The sequence below is a fragment of the Nocardioides ochotonae genome (genome assembly GCF_011420305.2).
Lineage (GTDB): Bacteria > Actinomycetota > Actinomycetes > Propionibacteriales > Nocardioidaceae > Nocardioides > Nocardioides ochotonae.
Genome location: NZ_CP061769.1, coordinates 1,588,257 through 1,607,594, shown reverse-complemented (window position 1 = coordinate 1,607,594; position 19,338 = coordinate 1,588,257). Strand labels below are relative to the sequence as shown.

At 72.3% G+C, this 19,338-nt stretch carries 15 protein-coding genes; 9 read left to right on the top strand and 6 right to left on the bottom strand.

Annotated elements, in window-relative coordinates; genetic code table 11:
• Positions 1 to 38 precede the first annotated feature (38 nt).
• Positions 39 to 2,744, bottom strand: a complete 2,706-nt coding sequence (locus HBO46_RS07775) for a bifunctional acetate--CoA ligase family protein/GNAT family N-acetyltransferase (protein ID WP_224769436.1) — start codon at positions 2,742 to 2,744, stop codon at positions 39 to 41.
• Positions 2,745 to 2,841: 97 nt separating this feature from the next.
• Here HBO46_RS07775 and HBO46_RS07770 point away from each other — a divergent pair, with 97 nt between their 5' ends.
• From HBO46_RS07770 to HBO46_RS07755, 4 genes are read left to right on the top strand one after another with little or no spacing between them, the layout of a single operon-like run.
• Positions 2,842 to 5,361, top strand: a complete 2,520-nt coding sequence (locus tag HBO46_RS07770) for a DNA gyrase/topoisomerase IV subunit A (protein ID WP_166139783.1) — start codon at positions 2,842 to 2,844, stop codon at positions 5,359 to 5,361.
• 4 nt (positions 5,362 to 5,365) lie between these two features.
• Positions 5,366 to 6,067, top strand: coding sequence for an LppX_LprAFG lipoprotein (locus HBO46_RS07765; RefSeq protein ID WP_166139782.1), 702 nt, complete (start codon positions 5,366 to 5,368; stop codon positions 6,065 to 6,067).
• 40 nt (positions 6,068 to 6,107) lie between these two features.
• A complete protein-coding gene (locus HBO46_RS07760) occupies positions 6,108 to 7,877 on the top strand; it encodes an MFS transporter (protein WP_166139781.1) in 1,770 nt (589 codons plus the stop codon).
• A gap of 21 nt (positions 7,878 to 7,898) precedes the next feature.
• Complete coding sequence (locus HBO46_RS07755; protein ID WP_224769435.1) at positions 7,899 to 8,402, top strand: beta-class carbonic anhydrase; 504 nt, start codon at positions 7,899 to 7,901, stop codon at positions 8,400 to 8,402.
• Between the two features lie 144 nt (positions 8,403 to 8,546).
• On the opposite strand, the gene HBO46_RS07750 is transcribed toward HBO46_RS07755, so the two are convergent.
• Positions 8,547 to 10,712: a DNA gyrase/topoisomerase IV subunit B gene (locus HBO46_RS07750; protein ID WP_166139780.1), complete on the bottom strand. Its 2,166-nt coding sequence runs from the start codon at positions 10,710 to 10,712 to the stop codon at positions 8,547 to 8,549.
• Between the two features lie 258 nt (positions 10,713 to 10,970).
• On the opposite strand from HBO46_RS07750, the gene HBO46_RS07745 reads away from it, so the two are divergent.
• Positions 10,971 to 11,219: a DUF7455 domain-containing protein gene (locus HBO46_RS07745; protein ID WP_207950356.1), complete on the top strand. Its 249-nt coding sequence runs from the start codon at positions 10,971 to 10,973 to the stop codon at positions 11,217 to 11,219.
• A 76-nt stretch (positions 11,220 to 11,295) separates the two neighbouring features.
• On the opposite strand, the gene HBO46_RS07740 is transcribed toward HBO46_RS07745, so the two are convergent.
• Together HBO46_RS07740 and HBO46_RS07735 are read right to left on the bottom strand one after the other, a co-directional pair.
• On the bottom strand, positions 11,296 to 11,880 hold the full coding sequence (locus HBO46_RS07740; protein ID WP_166139778.1) for a DOMON domain-containing protein: 585 nt from the start codon (positions 11,878 to 11,880) through the stop codon (positions 11,296 to 11,298).
• A gap of 151 nt (positions 11,881 to 12,031) precedes the next feature.
• Complete coding sequence (locus HBO46_RS07735) at positions 12,032 to 13,435, bottom strand: RNA polymerase sigma factor (RefSeq protein ID WP_449866945.1); 1,404 nt, start codon at positions 13,433 to 13,435, stop codon at positions 12,032 to 12,034.
• A gap of 405 nt (positions 13,436 to 13,840) precedes the next feature.
• Between HBO46_RS07735 and HBO46_RS07730 the strand changes: the two genes are divergently transcribed.
• The 4 genes from HBO46_RS07730 to HBO46_RS07715 all read left to right on the top strand — a co-directional run bounded on the left by HBO46_RS07730 (position 13,841) and on the right by HBO46_RS07715 (position 17,053).
• On the top strand, positions 13,841 to 14,533 hold the full coding sequence (locus HBO46_RS07730) for a nitroreductase (protein ID WP_224769434.1): 693 nt from the start codon (positions 13,841 to 13,843) through the stop codon (positions 14,531 to 14,533).
• Positions 14,524 to 15,309 (top strand): enoyl-CoA hydratase-related protein, encoded by a 786-nt coding sequence (locus HBO46_RS07725; RefSeq protein WP_166139775.1) that lies wholly within the window; start codon positions 14,524 to 14,526, stop codon positions 15,307 to 15,309. The genes HBO46_RS07730 and HBO46_RS07725 overlap by 10 nt, the downstream gene beginning before the upstream one ends.
• 3 nt (positions 15,310 to 15,312) lie before the next feature.
• On the top strand, positions 15,313 to 16,512 hold the full coding sequence (locus tag HBO46_RS07720) for a CoA transferase (RefSeq protein WP_166139774.1): 1,200 nt from the start codon (positions 15,313 to 15,315) through the stop codon (positions 16,510 to 16,512).
• Positions 16,513 to 16,576: 64 nt separating this feature from the next.
• A complete protein-coding gene (locus tag HBO46_RS07715; protein WP_166139773.1) occupies positions 16,577 to 17,053 on the top strand; it encodes a nuclear transport factor 2 family protein in 477 nt (158 codons plus the stop codon).
• A 79-nt stretch (positions 17,054 to 17,132) separates the two neighbouring features.
• Here the strand turns inward: HBO46_RS07715 and HBO46_RS07710 are convergent, their stop codons facing one another.
• Positions 17,133 to 18,314 (bottom strand): acyl-CoA dehydrogenase family protein, encoded by a 1,182-nt coding sequence (locus tag HBO46_RS07710; RefSeq protein WP_166139772.1) that lies wholly within the window; start codon positions 18,312 to 18,314, stop codon positions 17,133 to 17,135.
• A gap of 145 nt (positions 18,315 to 18,459) precedes the next feature.
• Positions 18,460 to 19,236: an IclR family transcriptional regulator gene (locus tag HBO46_RS07705; protein WP_191480218.1), complete on the bottom strand. Its 777-nt coding sequence runs from the start codon at positions 19,234 to 19,236 to the stop codon at positions 18,460 to 18,462.
• Positions 19,237 to 19,338 lie beyond the last annotated feature (102 nt).

The following is a 19,338-nucleotide window of genomic DNA, read 5'->3' as shown; positions in this document are numbered from 1 at the left end:
CAACCACTGCGCCGCGTGTGCCGGTCGGCGGAGCTGGCTCAGCCGGCCGGGAGCGTGTCGCCGGGCAGCGACGGGAGTCGGCGTACGAACCAGTCCGAGCGCGGGTCGGCGACCGGCTCGACACGGGCCGCGGCGGTCAGCACGGTGGCGCCGTGGGCGCCCGCGAGGACCAGCGACAGCTCGAGCGCGCGCACCTGCGGGAGGTCGTTCTGCAGCTGCGCGACCCGGCGGATCAGCCGCTCCACCTCCTCGACGTCCACGACCTCGCTGCCGCGGTAGCCGAAGAGCATCGGGGAGGACTTGATCTCGCGCACCATGCTGGCCGCGTCGTGCGGGCCCAGCGGCGGGATCCGGTAGGACTTGTCGGCCAGCAGCTCGATCAGCGGTCCCGAGATGCCGAAGGACACCACCGGCCCGAAGAGCGGGTCCTCGATGCTGCGGATCGCGATGGGCACGCCGGGGCGGGCGTTCTTCTGCACCACGAAGCCCGCCTTGCCGGGGTCGCTGATCATCGCGGTCAGCGACGCCCAAGCGCTGCGCATCTCGGTGGGGCCTTCGATGTTGCGCCACACGTGCGCCAGGTCGGGGCGCTCGCGCAGGTGGTCGGCGGTGGCCTTGAGCACCACGTCCCACTCCAGGTCCTCCCCCGCGGACAGCGCCTCCTCGAGGGTGGTGACCGGCCGGCTGCTCCACAGCTGCACGCCGTAGGCGCCGAGCAGCTCGGTGAGCTCGGGCTGGGCGAGGTCGGTGCCGTCGGGGTGGCGGTGCAGCACCTGGTTGACCAGCCGCTTGGCGGCCGGGCGGTCCACCTCGTCGTCGACGGGCGCCGGGCCCTCGGGGGTGCGCAGCCACAGGGCGTAGTCGACGACGTGGGCCAGCGCGCGGACCGCGGCCTCGACGGCGGGGTACGACGGGACCGAGCCACGGCCCGCGGTCGAGCCCGCGACGTCGGGCACGCGCAGCAGCTCGGGGACGCCCTCGGCGCCGAGGAAGGAGGAGACGAGGGGCTTGTCGGACTGCTCACCGACGGCGGCCAGCACGTTGGCCACGCCCTCGCCGGAGATGTTGAGGGGCGGGATGTAGACAGCGATCACCGCGTCGACCTCGGGGTCGTCGATCGCCTCGTCGAGGGCGTCCTCGAACTCCTCGGCGCTCGGCTCGGCGCTCAGCGCCACCGACCGGTTGACCACCAGGCCGACGGCGGCCGCGGCGTCGGCGGCCAGCAGGCCGAGGGCGTCGGAGTTGCCGACGATCGCAACCCGGCGACCGCGCGGCAGCGGCTGGTGGGCCACCAGCTGGGCGACGTCGAACATCTCCTCCAGCGACTCCACCTGGATCACGCCGGCCTGGCGGAACATCGCGTCGACGGCCTGCGGGGGCGCGGCGATGCGGCGCACCGTGTGGCCCATCGGCACGCCCTGCGTCGTACGACCCGAGCGCACCGCGATGATCGGCTTGCGCAGCGAGACCCGGCGCGCGATCCGGGAGAACTTGCGCGGGTTGCCGATCGACTCCAGGTAGAGCAGCACGACCTCGGTGGTGTCGTCCTCCTCCCAGTACTGCAGGAGGTCGTTGCCGGAGACGTCGGCGCGGTTGCCCGCGCTCACGAAGGTCGAGAGGCCCAGACCACGGTTGTTGACCTTCTCCAGGATCGCCGAGCCCAGCGCGCCGGACTGGCAGAAGAACCCGGCGCGACCGCGCGGCGGCATCAGCGGCGACAGCGAGGCGTTGATCGAGACGTTGGGGTCGGTGTTGATGATGCCGAGCGCGTTGGGGCCGATGAGGCGCAGGCCGTAGGAACGCGAGAGCCCCACCAGGCGGCGCTGGCGCTGACGGCCCTCCTCGCCGGTCTCGGCGAAGCCCGCCGAGATCACGACCAGGCCGTGGATGCCCTTGGCCGCGCAGTCGAGCACGACGTCCTGCACCGCCTCGGCCGGCACCGCGACGATCGCCACGTCGACCTCGTCGGGGATCTCCATCACGCTCTTGTACGCCGGGAGGCCGGACACCGCGGCGGCGCTCGGGTTCACGGCGTACACGCGACCGGTGAAGTCGCCGGTGACCAGGTTGCGCACCAGCGCCTGGCCGATGGTGTCCTGGCGCCGGCTGGCGCCGATGACCGCGACCGAGCGCGGGTTGACGAACCGGTGGATCGAGGCGGCCTCGGCCTGGTGCTCGCGGTTGAGCATCACCCCGATGGCCGTCTCGGTGGGCTCGATGGAGAACTCGAGGGCGAGCACACCGTCCTCGTACTCGCTGGCGACCCGATAGCCGGCGTCGCGGAAGGTCTGGATCATCCGGCTGTTGTCGGGCAGCACCTCGGCGACGAACTTCTCCACGCCGCGCTCGCGGGCGGCCTGGGCGAGGTGCTCGAGCAGGACCTGGGCGATGCCGCGGCCCTGGTGGCGGTCCTCGACCAGGAACGCGACCTCGGCCTCGCCGGGGCGGACCACGTCGAAGCGGCCGACCGCGATCATCTGGCCCGACAGGGTCAGCACGAAGGCCACCCGGTCGACGTGGTCGACGTGGGTGAAGCGCCGGACGTCGCGCTCGGAGAGGTGCGGCATCGGTGAGAAGAATCGGTAGTACTTCGACTGGTCGGAGACCCGCTTGTCGTAGAAGTCGACCAGCAGATCGGCGTCGTCGGGACCGATCGGACGGATGTGGGCGGTGCGCCCGTCCCGCAGGAGGACGTCGGCCTCCCAGTGGGCCGGGGCGTGGGGCACGTCGTCCTGCTCGGTCACAGGGGCGAATGTACCGCCACCCGTGGTGATCAGGTCGCTGCTGCTCACCGGCGAGCCACGAGCACGCTGCGCGCACTCACCGGGGACAATGGGCCGCATGGCACGGCGTTCGAAGACCCCTGAGCTCCCCGATGACTTCGAGGAGCACATCCTCGACACCGACATCCAGCAGGAGATGGAGTCCTCCTTCCTCGAGTACGCCTACTCCGTCATCTACTCCCGGGCGCTGCCCGACGCGCGCGACGGCCTCAAGCCGGTGCAGCGGCGCATCCTCTACACGATGAACGACATGCGGCTGCTTCCCGACCGCGGTCACGTCAAGAGCGCCCGCGTCGTCGGCGAGGTGATGGGTCGCCTGCACCCGCACGGCGACAGCGCGATCTACGACGCGATGGTGCGCATGGCGCAGCCGTGGTCGATGCGCGTGCCGTTCATCGACGGGCACGGCAACTTCGGCTCCCCCGACGACTCCCCCGCCGCGATGCGTTACACCGAGGCCCGGATGGCGCCCGCAGCCGTCGCGATGACCGAGTCGATCGACGAGGACACCGTCGACTTCCGTCCCAACTACGACAGCCGCGAGCTCGAGCCGTCGGTGCTGCCGGCGGCGATCCCCAACCTGGTCGTCAACGGCACCACCGGCATCGCCGTGGGCATGGCCACCAACATGGCGCCGCACAACCTGATCGAGGTCGTCCAGGCGCTGCGCCACCTGATCAAGACCCCGCGGGCCTCCCTCGAGGACCTGATGCGCTTCATCCCGGGTCCGGACCTGCCCACCGGCGGCAAGATCGTCGGCCTCAGCGGCATCCGCGACGCCTACGAGACCGGGCGCGGCGTGTTCAAGATGCGCGCCACCGCGCGCATCGAGACCATCGGGCGCCGCAAGGGCATCGTGGTGACCGAGCTGCCCTACGGCGTGGGCACCGAGAAGGTGATGGACCGGATCAAGACCCAGGTCCAGGCCAAGAAGCTGCTCGGCATCGCCGACCTCAAGGACCTCACCGACCGCGAGAACGGCCTCCAGCTCGTCATCGAGGTCAAGAACGGCTTCCACCCCGAGGCCATCCTCGAGCAGCTGTACAAGCAGACCCCGATGGAGGACTCCTTCGGCGTCAACAACGTCGCCCTCGTCGAGGGGCAGCCGCGCACGATGGGCCTGAAGGAGATGCTCGAGGTCTTCCTCGAGCACCGCTTCACCGTCGTACGCCGCCGCTCGGTGTTCCGGCGCGGGAAGGCCGCCGACCGCCTCCACCTCCTCGAGGGGCTGCTGATCGCGATCCTCGACATCGACGAGGTGATCGCGCTGATCCGGGCGAGCGACAGCGCCGAGCAGGCCCGCACCCGCCTGATGCAGGTCTTCGACCTCAGCGAGGCCCAGGCCAGCTACATCCTGGAGATGCAGCTGCGCCGCCTGACCCGCTTCTCCAAGCTCGAGGTGGAGAAGGAGGCTGAGGACCTGCGCCGCACCATCGAGGAGCTCGACGCGATCCTGGGCGACGAGGCCCAGCTGCGCCGGGTCGTCTCCGACGAGCTCGCCGAGGTCGCCAAGACCTACGGCACGCCGCGGCGCACCGTGCTGCTGGAGTCCTCCGGCAGCGACCCGAAGGCAGCCGTCGGGCCGCTGGAGGTCGCCGACGACCCGTGCTTCGCCTTCCTCGGCGCCGACGGGCGGCTCGCCCGCACCAACAACGACCAGGCCGTCGGCAGCGGCGGGGGCCGCAGCAACCACGACGTGATCATCTCCGCGGTGCGCACCTCGGTGCGCGGCGAGATCGGCGTGCTCACCTCGAAGGGGCGGGTGCTGCGCCTCGGCGTGCTCGACCTGCCCGCACTGCCCGCCTCGGCCAACGAGCCGAACCTCCAGGGCGGCATCCCGCTGCAGGACATGCTCGCCCTCGACCAGGGTGAGCGCGCCCTGGCGCTGTGCTCCCTGGCCACCGAGGGCCCCGGCCTCGCGCTCGGCACCCGCCAGGGCGTGGTCAAGCGGGTCAACCCCGAGGTCCTCAACCGCGACGACTGGGAGGTGATCCGGCTCGCGGACGGCGACGAGGTCGTCGGCGCGGTCGAGCTCAGCACCGGCGAGGAGACGCTCTGCTTCGTCACCGCGCAGGCCCAGCTGCTCCAGTTCGGCGCCGACGCCGTCCGTCCGCAGGGCCGCACCGGCGGCGGCGTGGCCGGCATCCGGCTCGGCCAGGGCGACCGGGTGGTGTTCTTCGGCGCCTTCGAGCCCACCGAGGCCGTCCTGGTCACCGCCTCGGGCTCCTCGACCGCCCTGCCCGGCACCGAGGCCGGCGCGGTGAAGGTGGCGCCGTTCGCGGAGTACCCGCCCAAGGGCCGCGCGACCGGCGGCGTGCGCTGCCACCGCTTCCTCAAGGGCGAGGACGCCCTGGTCTTCGCCTGGGCCGGGGTCGGCCCGGCGCGTGCGACCTCCGACAGCGGTACGCCGGTCGACCTGCCGGACGCCACCGGGCGACGCGACGGCTCCGGGGTGCCGGTCAGCCAGCCGATCGCCGCGTGCGCCGGGCCGGTCGCGGCGCGTCTCGGCGTTCCCGATGAGCCTGCCGGGCCTGCCGACGGGACCGACGGCCCGGCACCCGACCCTGTGGAAGGCTGAGCGCATGCGCCGATCCCTCCGCGCCCCTGCTCTCGTCGCCGCGCTCGTCCTGGCCCTGACCGCGAGCGCGTGCTCCGGCGACGACGGCTCCGGCGGGGACTCCTCGCCCGAGGAGGTCCTGGCCGAGGCCAAGGAGACCTTCGACGAGACCAGTGGCGTGCGGATCACCCTGCACACCGACGACCTCCCCGAGGGGCTGGAGGGCCTGATCGGCGCCGAGGGCGTCGGCACGCCTGCGCCGGCGTTCGAGGGGACCATCAAGGTCCGCTACGCCGGGTTCGAGCCCGACGTGCCGATCGTCGCGGTCGACGACGTGGTCTACGCCCAGCTCCCGCTGAGCACCGGCTGGTCCGACATCGACCCCGGCGAGTACGGCGCGCCCGACCCGGCCGCGCTGATGAGCCCCGAGACCGGCTTCTCCTCGCTGCTACCGGCCACCACCGACCTCGAGCAGGGCGAGCAGGTCCGCGGCGGGACCGACAACCGCGACGTGCTGACCGAGTACACCGGCACCCTGCCCGGCTCCGCGGTGGAGAACTTCATCGCGAGCGCGTCGGGCGACTTCGACGCGACGTACACCGTCTCCGACGACGGCGAGCTGCGCGAGATGGTGCTGACCGGGGTCTTCTACCCCGACTCGGAGTCGATGACCTACACGATCGGGTTCAGCGACTACGGCACCAGCCAGGACATCACCGCCCCGTGACCCCCGTCTGCCGGCAGCACTCGGAGGCCGGAGGCCCCGGGTGCTGAGCAGCCCACGCCTCCTCCTCGCGCTCGCCTCGGTCGCGGTGGCCTTCGCCGCCGCCGACACCTACGTCGTGGTCCTGGTGCTGCCGGAGATGAGCGGGTCGGTCGGGATCTCGCCGGAGGAGCTCCAGCGCTCGGCGCCGATCGTGTCCGGCTTCCTGCTCGGGTACGTCGCGATGCTCCCGCTGATCGGGCGGATCGCCGACCTGCGCGGCCGGGTGCCGGTGCTGGTCGCGGCGCTGGTGCTCTTCGCCATCGGTTCGCTGATCACCACCTTCGCCTACGACATGACCTCGATGGTGGGCGGCCGGTTCCTCCAGGGCGTGGGCGGCGGCGGGCTGGTGCCCGCGACGCTGGCGCTGGTGGCGGACCTCTACCCCGCCCACCGCCGCGGGGTGCCGCTCGGTGTGGTCTCGGCCGTGCAGGAGATCGGCAGCGTGCTGGGACCGCTGTTCGGCGCCGTGGTGATGGCGCTCGCCGATGACTGGCGGGTGATCTTCGCGGTCAACCTGCTGGTGGGCGTCGTGCTCGCCCTCGCCGTCCGGGCCGCGGCTCGCGGCGCCCGCTCCACGGCCGACGGACCCGCATTCACCGACTCCCCGCGGGCCCGCTTCGACTGGCCGGGGCTGGGACTGGCCCTGGTGCTGCTGCTCAGCGCGGGGCTCGTGTTCACCCTGCCGCCGCCGCTGCTGCGCGACCTGACCTGGGGACAGCTGTTCATCCCGGTCGTCGGCAGCGGCCGCTGGCTGACCCCGGTCGGGCTGGTCGCGATCGCGGCGCTCGTGCTGCTGGTCGCGCGCTGCCTCACCGCACGCCGGCCGCTCGTGGACCTGCGCGGCTGGGCCCGCAGCGCCCGGGAGGCCGATCTGGTCGGAGCGCTGTACCTCTCCGTCGCGCTGGGCGGGGTGGTGCTCGCCTTCGCCACCGCCGACCCCAGGATCGAGGTCTTCTCCGACCAGGGGCTGTGGTACCTGCTCGGCGCCGCGCTCGCCGCCGGCGCCTTCGTCTGGCACGTACGCCGCGCCGCGGACCCGATCGTGCCGCGTGGCGCGCTGCGCGCCGTACCGGCCTGGGGCGCGGTGGTGGTGAGCTTCTTCGTGGGCGCAGCCCTGATCGCGGCGCTCATCGACATCCCGCTGTTCGCCCGCTCGACGGTGCACCGCGACTCCCAGCTGCTCGCCGCGCTCGTATTGGTGCGGTTCCTGGTGGCGCTGCCGGTCGGCGCCGTCCTCGGCGGGTTCCTGACCCGCCGGGTGAGCGCCGGCGTCGTGACCGCCGCGGGGATGGGCCTGGCCGCGGTCGGCTTCGGCTGGATGAGCACCTGGGAGGCCGACGCGCTCGAGCACCTGTCCGCCAACGTGCCGCTGGTGCTGACCGGGCTCGGGTTCGGCCTGGCGCTGGCACCGGTGAACGCCGCCGTCCTGGCGAGCACCGCCCAGGCGGTGCACGGGGTGGCCAGCGCGCTGGTCGTGGTGGCCCGGATGGTCGGCATGCTCGTCGGCATCTCGGCGCTGACCACGCTCGGACTGCGCGCCTACTACGCCGAACACGGCGACCTCCCTACGGTCCGCGAGGTCTGCGAGGGCGCCAGCCGGTGCCCGGCGTACTCCGACCTGCTGCGCGAGGCCGGGGTGGCCCAGGAGCAGACGGTGTTCCTGGGCGCGGCGGGGTGCGCCGTGGTCGCGGCTGTGCTCGCCCTGGCGCTGTTCCGCGGCGCCGCGACGCGGGCGCTTCCGCCCAGCGACCTGCTGCGTTCGGCGGGCTGAGCTCCCGATATCTTGCTCATCGTGGACAACGACAACGAATTCGCTGACCTGCTCGCTGCGAACCGTGACTTCGCCTCGGACTTCCGCTACAGCGGCTTCGACGGCATCGCGAAGGCCGGGATCGCCATCGTCACCTGCATGGACTCGCGCATCGACCCCCTCGGGATGCTCGGCCTCGAGCCGGGCGACGCCAAGATCTTCCGCAACCCCGGCGGCCGCGTGACCGAGGCTGCGATGGAGGCCATCGTCCTGGGCGCACACCTGCTGAACGTGCAGCGCGTGCTCGTGGTCCCCCACACCCGCTGCGCCGTCGCCTCGAACTCCGAGGAGGAGATCGCCGCGCGCGTCTCCGAGTCCGCCGGCACCGACGCCACCTGGCACCGCTTCCACGTGGTCGAGGACCAGCGCCGCACCCTGGAGATGGACGTCCGCAAGGTCCGCAGCCACCCGCTGATCCCCGAGCGCGTCCTCGTGGGCGGGTTCATCTACGACGTCGACACCGGGCTCCTCGACCAGATCGTCTGAGCCCCTCGGGCACTTCCTCCCCGCCCGGGGGGGTGCGCACACGATCGCGCAATTGCTGGGAAGAGCACCTCTCAAGGCCGGTGCTTTTCCCAGCAATCGCCGAGTTACGCGCACACCCGGGCCACCGACCCCGGGGCCAGCCCGTCAGGCGTCGAGCGTCTCGACGTCCACCTCGTAGGCGCCCTGCACGATGAACTCCTTGCGCGGGGCGACCTCGGAGCCCATCAGCAGCTCGAAGACGTTGGTCGCGGCGTCGGCGTCGTCGATGGTGATGCGGCGCAGCGTACGGCGCCGCGGGTCCATCGTGGTCTCCGCGAGCTGGTCGGCGTCCATCTCGCCGAGACCCTTGTAGCGCTGCACCGGGTCCTTCCAGCGCACGTTCTTCTTCTTCAGCTCGGCGAGCTTGCGCTGGAGCTCGTCGTCGGAATAGGTGTAGACGTACTTGTCCATGCCCTTCTTCGGGTTGGACAGCTCGATGCGGTGCAGCGGCGGCACCGCCGAGTAGACCCGGCCCTCGCGGATCAGGTCGGGCATGTACTTGAAGAACAGCGTCGCCAGCAGGCAGCGGATGTGCGCGCCGTCGGAGTCGGCGTCGGCCATGAAGATGATCCGGCCGTAGCGCCGTGCGTCGAGGTCGAAGCTGCGACCCGAGCCCGCGCCCACCACCTGGATGATCGAGGCGCACTCGGCGTTCTTCAGCATGTCGCCGACCGAGGCCTTCTGCACGTTGAGGATCTTGCCGCGGATCGGCAGCAGCGCCTGGAACCCCGAGTTGCGCGCGAGCTTGGCCGTGCCGAGCGCGGAGTCACCCTCGACGATGAACAGCTCGGTGCGGTCGTTGTCGGTGGAGCGGCAGTCGGCGAGCTTGGCCGGCAGCGTCGAGGACTCCAGCGCGTTCTTGCGGCGCTGGGTCTCCTTGTGCTGACGGGCGGCGATCCGGGTCTTGGCGGCGCCGAGGACCTTCTCCATGACCAGGCGGGCCTGGGCCTTCTCGTGGCGCTTGGTCGAGGTCAGGAACTCCTTGAGCTCCGCGGCGACCACCTTGCGCACCACGCTGCGGGCCGCAGGAGTGCCGAGGATCTCCTTGGTCTGGCCCTCGAACTGCGGCTCGGCGAGGCGCACGGTCACGACCGCGGTCATGCCCTCGAGCACGTCGTCCTTGGTGACGTCGTCGTCGTTGACCTTGAGCACCTTGGCGGCCTTCATGGCGTCGTTGAAGGTGCGGGTCGCCGCCTGCTCGAAGCCCGACACGTGCGTGCCGCCCTTCGGGGTGGCGATGACGTTGACGAAGGAGCGCACCTGGGTCTCGTAGCCCGTGCCCCAGCGCACGGCCACGTCCACCTGCAGCTCGCGCTCGACCTCCTGGGGCGTCATGTGGCCCTTGTCGTCGAGCAGCGGCACGGTCTCGGTGAAGGTGCCGGCGCCCTGCAGGCGCAGCACGTCGGTCACCGGCTCGTCGGCGGCGAGGAACTCGGCGAACTCCGCGATGCCGCCGTCGTGGCGGAACTTCTCCTCGACCATCTCCGGGCCGCGCAGGTCGCGGATGACCAGCTCGAGCCCGGGGACGATGAAGGAGGTCTGCCGGGCCCGGGCGACGAGCTCGTCGAAGACCCAGGTGGCGTCCTTGGTGAAGATCTGGCGGTCCGGCCAGAACCGGATGGTGGTGCCGCTGCGACCCTTGGGGACGCGGGCGCCCTTGCGGGTCAGCCCCGAGCGCGGCTCGAACTCGGCGTCCGGACCCTCGGTCGCGAACACACCGGGCACGCCGCGGCGGAACGAGATCCCCTGGGCGGCCGGGGAGCGCTGCACGTCGATGTCCATGCGCGTGGAGAGCGCATTGACCACCGACAGGCCGACGCCGTGCAGGCCGCCGGTGGCGACGTACGAGCCGCCGCCGAACTTGCCGCCGGCGTGCAGCTTGGTCGCCACGACCTCGACGCCGGGCAGCCCGGTCTTGGGCTCCTTGTCGGTCGGGATGCCGCGCCCGTCGTCGTGGATCTCCGCGGAGCCGTCCGGGTGGAGGGTGACCTCGACGCTGCGCGCGTGCCCGCCGAGGGCCTCGTCCACGCCGTTGTCGATGATCTCCCACAGGCAGTGCATGAGGCCGCGGGTGTCCGTGGAGCCGATGTACATCCCCGGTCGCTTGCGGACCGCCTCGAGGCCCTCGAGGACCAGAAGGTGGGCGGCGTTGTAGGTGTTGTCGGCGATCGTGGGGCTCCTGCGCTGGCGAGAAATCCGTACGGCGTGCTGCGTCGAATCTACCTGCGACACGCCGACCTCCGACGCAGGCACGCTGCGGGAAGGGGGCATGTCACAGGTCTAGGTTGGGCACCACCCCTTTCACGGGGGAAGGTCGCTCGACCAGGCCGTCTGCACCGCACAGCTGAAGAACGACGGGACTCGCCGCCACCGGGGTCAGCGCCACCGGGGGCCACCGCGGTCCAGACGATGGCATTCCAGCAGGGGGACCCTCTGCGGTGACGGCGGACACATGGTTGGATAGAGGTGTCCGGCACCACGTCCCGTCGGGAATCTTGGTCCCCGCCGTTACGTTGAGCAAGACACCGAATGATCAGAAATGAGGCCGATGTGACCACTGCACTTGCCCCCAGCACTCCGCTGACGGCAGCGGACCGCTGTGACCGTTGCGGAGCCCAGGCCTACCTTCGCGTGGAGCTCCAGACCGGCGGCGAGCTGCTCTTCTGTGCTCACCACGCACGCGAGCACGGCGACAAGCTCAAGGAGATCGCGGCCAACGTGATCGACGAGACCCACAAGCTCGGCGGCACCTCGGTGACGTCCGGCGAGGACCGCTGAACTTCCCAGATCCACTACGTCGACGAAGGCCCCGGACGAGATGTCCGGGGCCTTCGTCGTGTCCGGGGCCGGTGGCTCAGCCGCGGTCGAGCCATGGGGTGAACGAGCGGCGCGCCCCCAGCCAGTCCCGCACCGGGTGCGAGGGGTCGAAGCGGTCGTCCATGAGCACCGCGACCCGCACCTCGTCGGTGTCCCCGCCCAAGCAGGGCCGCGAGATCCGCAGGTCCACCACGTCCTTGGCCGGGCGCAGCCGCACCGAGTACGGGCAGGTCAGGACCTCGCTGCTCGGCTTCCAGCCGGTGGTGCGGACCAGCTGGTAGTCGGTCCCGCTCTGCAGGCCGGTGCCCAGGCGCAGGTCCGGGCCGCGGGTGCTGCGGTCGGTGTCGACCCAGACGGACAGACCCGCGGGTCCCCCGTCGCTCGTCGCACGCAGGTCGGTGACGCGCACCCGCAGACGCAGCGGGCCGTCGTTGTGGGCCACGGTCACGCGGCGCAGGTCGTTGAGCGACGCGGTGGCGTCCGCGGGGTCGGTGTAGCTCCCGCGCTCGGCGGCCGCGGGCGCGGCGGTGCCGAGCACCGTCGCGGCGACGGCTCCCGCCGCGAGCGCGGCGATCCCTCGGCGACGTCGTCGCGGAGTGGTCCTGCCATCAGTGGTGTGCACGATGCTCTCCCGTTCCGGTCGGGGACAGATGTTCCCGGACCGGTCCCCCGGCACCCGGCCCGTCATGCGCCCGCCGTACGACGCCGTACGACGCACGACGGCCCGCCCCGCAGTGCGGGACGGGCCGTCGGGTGTGCGCCGGGGCGCTGGGTCAGTCGAGGTAGTCGCGCAGGACCTGCGAGCGCGACGGGTGGCGCAGCTTCGACATCGTCTTGGACTCGATCTGGCGGATCCGCTCGCGGGTCACGCCGTAGACCTTGCCGATCTCGTCGAGGGTCTTGGGCTGACCGTCGGTGAGCCCGAAGCGCATCGAGACCACGCCGGCCTCTCGCTCGGAGAGCGTGTCGAGCACGGCGTGCAGCTGCTCCTGGAGCAGGGTGAAGCTGACCGCGTCGGCCGGGACGATCGCCTCGGAGTCCTCGATCAGGTCGCCGAACTCGGAGTCGCCGTCCTCGCCGAGCGGGGTGTGCAGCGAGATCGGCTCACGGCCGTACTTCTGGACCTCGACGACCTTCTCGGGGGTCATGTCGAGCTCCTTGGCCAGCTCCTCCGGCGTGGGCTCGCGACCCAGGTCCTGGAGCATCTGGCGCTGCACGCGGGCGAGCTTGTTGATGACCTCGACCATGTGCACCGGGATACGGATGGTGCGGGCCTGGTCGGCCATCGCGCGCGTGATCGCCTGGCGGATCCACCACGTGGCGTACGTCGAGAACTTGTAGCCCTTGGTGTAGTCGAACTTCTCGACCGCGCGGATCAGACCGAGGTTGCCCTCCTGGATCAGGTCCAGGAACAGCATGCCGCGGCCGGTGTAGCGCTTGGCGAGCGAGACGACGAGGCGCAGGTTGGCCTCGAGGAGGTGGTTCTTGGCGCGACGCCCGTCCTCGGCGATCCACTCCAGCTCCTCCTGGAGCGCGGGGCGGATCTTGCCGCCCTTCGCGAGCTTCTCCTCGGAGAAGAGGCCGGCCTCGATCCGCTTGGCGAGCTCGACCTCCATCTCGGCGTTGAGGAGGGGCACCTTGCCGATCTGCTTGAGGTAGTCCTTGACCGGGTCGGCGGTCGCACCGGCGACCATGACCTGCTGCTCGGGCTCACCGGCGTCGTCGGCGTCGGAGACGACGAAGGCGGCTTCCTTCTCGTCCTCCTTGATCGTCGGGTCGGTGGCGACGTCCTTCTCGAACTGCTCGTCGGGCAGGTCGGGAAGGATCTTCTTGCCATCGGGCCCGATCACCGGCGCGGCAACGGCGGCCGCGGTGGCGGCCTTCGCAGCCGGAGCGGCGGCCTTCTTGGCGGCGGCCTTCTTCGCCGTCGCCTTCTTGGCCGTCGCGGTGGTGGTCTTGCGGGCACTCGTCGCGGCGACCGCGCGGCTGCTCGCCGCACCGAGGTCGATCGAGATCCCCACGGAGCTCAGGTGGGCCATCAGCGCCTTGAGGTGCCGCGGCTCGACAGCAGCGTCCTCACTGGCCTGGCGGACATCCTCGGGCGACAGGGTGCCGGTGGGCTTCCCACGCTCGATCAGGGCCACGACGGCAGGGTGCGCCAGCACCTCGGCAGGGATCTTTCGCGCGTTCGAGGACACGAACACCTCTCGTCAACTACTCACGTCGGATGGCTCATGGGCGCGGCAAGGCCCGGTAACGTCAAGAGCCGCAGTCACATACTGCCACGGGGGTGGTGACTTCATAGTATTCAAGCCCCTGTACCCCGTGTGTCGTGGGACGTGCAAGCCAGCCGGCGACCCCGCCCTGACACTGGGCAGGTCCTCGTCGGCCGACGCGCTGCCTGGTGGCCGGTGGCCGGCATGGGGAGGGGTTGGAGAGGCCTCCGCTCGAGCCGGACGGGTCGTACTCGTTCCTCACGCGTACGTCGTGAGCGCGCCGCGGGCCCACTGACCGGGAACGCCCTCGTCGTCGGACCGCCCCCGCGCCACGGTGGGGCCCCGCACCCGACCCTGGAGCTGCCCGTGCCGTCCTTGTCCACCCGATCGGTCGCCGAGGTGGCCGCCGCCCGGCACAGCTGCCGGGCCTTCACCGACCGTTCCGTCGAGCCAGCTCTCGTCCGCGAGCTGCTCCAGACCGCGCAGCTCGCGCCGTCGTGGTGCAACGTGCAGCCGTGGCAGGTGCACGTGACCGCCGGCGACCAGACCGACGCGCTGCGCCGCTTCCTCGCCGAGCGGATCCCGGAGGCCACCGCGTCGTACGACGTCACGCCACCGGGGCCCTACACCGGCGTCCACGCCGAACGGCGCCGCCAGTCCGGTCTGGCGCTCTACGACAGCGTGGGCATCGCCCGCGAGGACAAGGCGGCCCGGTTCGCGCAGGCCTGGCGCAACTTCACCTTCTTCGACGCCCCGCACGTGGCGGTCCTCAGCGTCGACAGTGACCTCGGCCCGTACGCCCTCGTGGACGCCGGGGTCTGGCTCTCGCACTTCCTGCTGGCGGCCACCGACGTCGGCGTCGCCACGATCGCCCAGGCGGCGATCGCGTCGTACTCGCCGCTGGTCCGGGAGTTCTTCGACCTCCCCGACGAGCGGCACGTGGTCTGCGCCGTCAGCTTCGGGTACGCCGACGAGGGCGACGTCGTCAACGACTTCCGCACCACCCGCGCCGACCTGGCCGACGTGGTGGACGCCCGGGGGTTCGACTCATGGGAGTGATCACCGAGCTGAGCGGCCACACGCTGGTGGTCACCATCGACCGCCCGGAGGCCCGCAACGCCATCGACCAGGACACCTGGGACGCTCTCGGCGACGCTTGGCGCCGCGCCGAGACCGACCCCGACGTCCGCGCCGTGGTCGTCACCGGGACCGGCGACCGCGCGTTCTCGGCGGGCGCCGACCTGCGCGCGATCGCCGAGGGCGGCTACCGCACCGAGCCCGACCCGGTCCGCGACCCCTGGGGCTTCGCCGGCGTCACCAGTCACGACATCTCGGTGCCGGTGGTCGCGGCGGTCAACGGACTCGCGCTCGGCGGGGGCTGGGAGATCGTCCTGGCCTGCGACCTGGTCGTCGCCGCGGAGCACGCGGAGTTCGCGCTCCCCGAGGTGCAGCGCGGCCTGGTCGCCGGCGGCGGTGGCGCGTTCCGGATCGCCGAGCAGCTCCCCCGCCCGCTCGCCATGCAGCTGCTCCTCACCGGGGAGCGGATCTCGGCCACCCGGGCACGCGACCTGGGGCTGGTCAACCAGGTCGTCGCGGCCGAGCGGCTGCTCCCGGAGGCGCTCGCGCTCGCCGAGCGGATCGCCCGCAACGCGCCGCTCGCGGTCCAGGCCACGAAGCGGATCGCCCGCTCGATCACCCGGGGCACGGCGGTCGCCGACACCGAGCACTGGATGCGCTCCGGCACCGAGGTGACCCGGGTGATGCGCAGCGAGGACGCCCGCGAGGGCGCGCGCGCCTTCGTGGAGAAGCGGGAGCCCGTCTGGCGGGCGCGCTGAGCGATGGACGAGCCCGCCCTGTGGGCCGCCTCGGGCGCCATGGCACTCACCGGTCGACCGGACGGCCCTCCGGTGGTCACGCCCGGGCGCCCGGCGAGCGCGGTGGCCGCCGCCCTCGCCCGGATCAGGGCCGTCCACCCGGACGCCAACCTGCCCGACGTACGCGTGCTCGGCGAGCGCGCGGCGGCCGCCGGGCTCGCCCGCCGGGCTCCCACCTCCTGCGGCGGCGCCTTCCGCACCACCCCGACGTACGACGGGGTGCTCGGCCTCTCCCTGCCCCGCGGCTCCGACCTGGCCCTGCTGCCGGCGCTGGTCGAGGGCTCGGTCGACCCTGAGCACCCCTGGCCCGCCGTCGCGGCGTGGGCGGCGGCGCGGACCTCGGCCGAGGTCGAGGCGCGGGTGCGACTGCTCGGCCTGCCCGGCCAGGTGCGCTCCGCGGGCGAGCACCCGGCGGGCCGCGCCGGCGTGCTCCGCTCCCCCGGCGTCTCCCGCCCGGTCCCCCCACGTCCTCTCGTCGTCGACCTCAGCAGCCTGTGGGCCGGCCCGCTCTGCGCCCACCTGCTCGGCCGCTGCGGCGCGGACGTGGTGAAGGTGGAGTCCCGCGATCGCCCCGACGGCGCGCGCAGCGGCCCGGCCGGCTTCTACGACCTGCTGCACGCCGGCCACCGCGCGATCAGCGTCGACTTCGGCGACGAGGCGGAGCTCGGGGTGATGCGCGACCTGGTCGCCCGGGCCGACCTCGTCATCGAGTCCTCCCGTCCCCGCGCGCTGGCCCGGCTCGGCCTGGACGCCGAGGCGCTGGTCGCTGCGGGCGTCTCGTGGCTCTCGATCACCGCTCGCGGGCGCGCGAGCGACGCGGTCGGCTTCGGTGACGACGTCGCTTTCGGGGCCGGACTGCACACCCCCGAGCACTGGCCGGTGGGTGACGCGCTCGCCGACCCCCTGACCGGGGTGAGTGCGGCGGCCGCCGCCGTCGAGCTGCTCGCCGGCCGCACCAGCGCCCTGCTCGACGTCTCGATGCACCACGTCGCCCAGGAGGCGGCCGCCGGCCCGGGGGTCCCCCACGTGGTGGAGCGCCACCGGGACGGCTGGCTCGTCGTGACCGACTCGGGGGTGCACCCGGTCGCCGCGGCGTACTGCCGACCGGCCACGGGCCGGGCGCCGGCCGCCGGCTCGAGCAACGAGTCCTTCGGCCTGCGATGAGTGATCGCTCCCTGCCACCGGTAGCCACCGACTCGGTCCGGCGCACCGACGCCAGCATCGGCGCATGACTCTGGAGGAGCTCCTCGCCCACGCCGAGATCACCGACCTCGTGCACGCTCGCCTGCACTGCCTCGACACGAAGGACTGGGACAGGTACGGCGGATTCCACACCCGCGACGTCGTCAGCCGGACCTGGGGCGACTTCCCCGACGACAGCGCAGCCGCCGCCGTCGTCGGGCGTGACGCGCTGGTCGCCGCGGTGCGTACGGCGCTCGGGGGCCCGGTCCCGGTCACCACCGTCCACCGCGTGCAGCTCGCCGACCTCCGGGTGACCTCCTCGACCACGGCAGAGGGGACCTGGTCGATGGAGGACCGGCTCTGGTGGGAGCACGCGGACGGCCTGGAGCACCTGCACGGCTGGGGCCACCACCAGGAGACCTACCGCCTGGAGGACACCTGGTTGGTGGCCTCGCGCACGCTGCAGCGCACCCGCGTCGAGCGCACCCCCGGCTACGTCGACTACCTCGAGACCTCGGTCTGACGCCTGCCGGCCGCGGCCCCGGTCCCCCGCCTCAGACGCGGATCGCCCGGCCCGTGCGCAGGCTCGGCCCGCGGGGGCCTCAGATCATCGCGCGGAGCGGGCCCTCGGGCTCCACTCCCATCTCGATCAGGGCCGCGGCGTCGAGCGCCGTTCCCTTCACGTGGATGGCGTGCTGGAGGCCGACGTGCGCGTCGCGCCAGAAGCGCTGCAGCGTGGTGTCGCGCCGCGCGGCGTTGCCGCCGGAGCGCGCGAAGATCGCGTCGACGGCGCCGACGGCGCGCCAGGCCGCGAGGATCTGGTTGCGCCGCTGCATCGCCCGGTCGGCGAAGGTCACGGGGAGGCCGGCCTCGACCTTGTCGTGGATCCGGCTCACGCCGTCGAGCAGCTGGAGGCGGGAGGCGGCGATCTCGGTGGACGACTCGGCGATGGCCTTCAGCGTGGTGGTGTCCTCGCGGACCTTCCCGCCGTACGCCGAGACGCGGTCGCGCTGGTAGTCGAGGTGGGCGCGCAGTGCGCCCTCGGCGATGCCGATCACCGCGGAGGTGATGCCGAGCGGGAACATCGTCCAGAACGGCAGCTTGTAGAGGCTCTCGGTGCGCCCGGCGCGGACCGCGGCGAGCTCGCCCTCGGTCACCTCCTCGGTGCCGATGGTGCGGTAGGCCGGGATGAACGCACCCTTGACGACCACGTCCTTGGACCCGGTGCCGCGCAGGCCGATGACGTCCCAGGAGTCCTCGAGGATCGTGTAGTCCGCCCGCGGCAGCACCACGTGCATCGCCCGGAACGGCTGGACCGGGCGCCCCTCACGGTCGCCGACCACGGCGCCGAGGAACACCCAGTCGCAGTGGTCGGTGCCGGAGGAGAACTGCCAGTGCCCGTTGAGCACGTAGCCGCCGTCGACCTCGGTGGCGACGCCGGAGGGCATGTACGGCGAGGCGATCCAGGTGTCCTGGTCGGTGCCCCAGACCTCGTCCTGCAGCTTGCGGTCCATCAGCGCCATCTCCCACGGGTGCACCCCGCCGACGCCGCACACCCAGCCCGAGGACCCGCAGCCCTGGGCGACCTCCATGACCGCCTGAGCGAAGTCCGCCGGGTGGGCGGCGAGCCCGCCGTACTCCACCGGCTGCAGCGCCCGCATCACCCCGGCCTCCTTGATCAGCGCGACCGATGCGTCGGAGAGCCGGCCGAGGGTCTCGGTCTCGGCGGCGTGCTGAGCGAGCTGCGGGGCGATCGCCCGGGCCCGACTGACGAGGTCGTGCATCGTGGAAGCCTCCTGGCTGGATGGGTGCGGTCACAGTGGCGGCGCCCGGTCCCGGTGACGGCGAGGCTCCCGGTCATCGGGAGCCTCCCCGGAAGCGACCGGCGTCAGCCGGGTTCGCCGCCGCCGAGGGCGACCCCCGCGATGCTCAGCAGCGCTCGCCGAACATGTCCCGGGCGATGCGCTGCGCGGTGTCGCGCACCAGCGGGACGAGCCGGTCCAGCCGCATGTCGGAGGAGCCCACCAGCGAGATCGCGCCGACCGGACCCGCGGGCCCGCGGACGGCTGCCCCCACGCAGGCCACGCCCGTGACGCACTCGTCGCTCTCGCGCGCCACCCCGCCGGCGTGGCGGACCCGGGCCAGCTCCTGGTGCAGCTCGAGCACGCTGGACGGCGCACCCCCGACGGACGGCGGGAACCCGTCGGCGTAGAACCTGTCGACCTGCTCGGGCGGCAGCCAGGCGAGGATCGCCTTGCCCAGGGAGGTGCTGTGGGCCGGGGCCCGGCCGCCGACCCGCGAGGCGACCGCCATCACCCGGCGACCCCCGATCTTGTCGAGGTACTCGATCTCCGGACCGCTGAGGACCGCCAGGTGCACGACCAAGTCGGTGCGCAGGGCGAGGTCGTGGAGCCACGGCGAGGCAGCGGCCCGCAGGTCGGAGTGGGCGTGCTCACGCGCCCCCCACTCGTGGATGCGGCGACCCAGCCGGTAGCCGACGCGGTCGTGCTCGACCCAGTGCAGCCGGATCAGCTGCTCGAGGATGCGGTGCGCGGTCGACCGAGGCAGACCGCTGCGCTCGACGATCTCCTCGAGCAGGAGCCGGGACTTCGAACCGCCGAAGGCATCCATGATCAGCGTCATCCGCTCGACCATCGACGGGGGGCGCCCGGCGAGGTCGGGAGCCGGCTCCAGCACAACGGTCATTCGAGGCACCTCCAGGCGAACGAGTTGCCCCGATCCTAGGAAGGTGACGTCGATCACGGAAGTCATTTACATGCTTTTGTTCAAGTATTTTTTTCTCCGCGG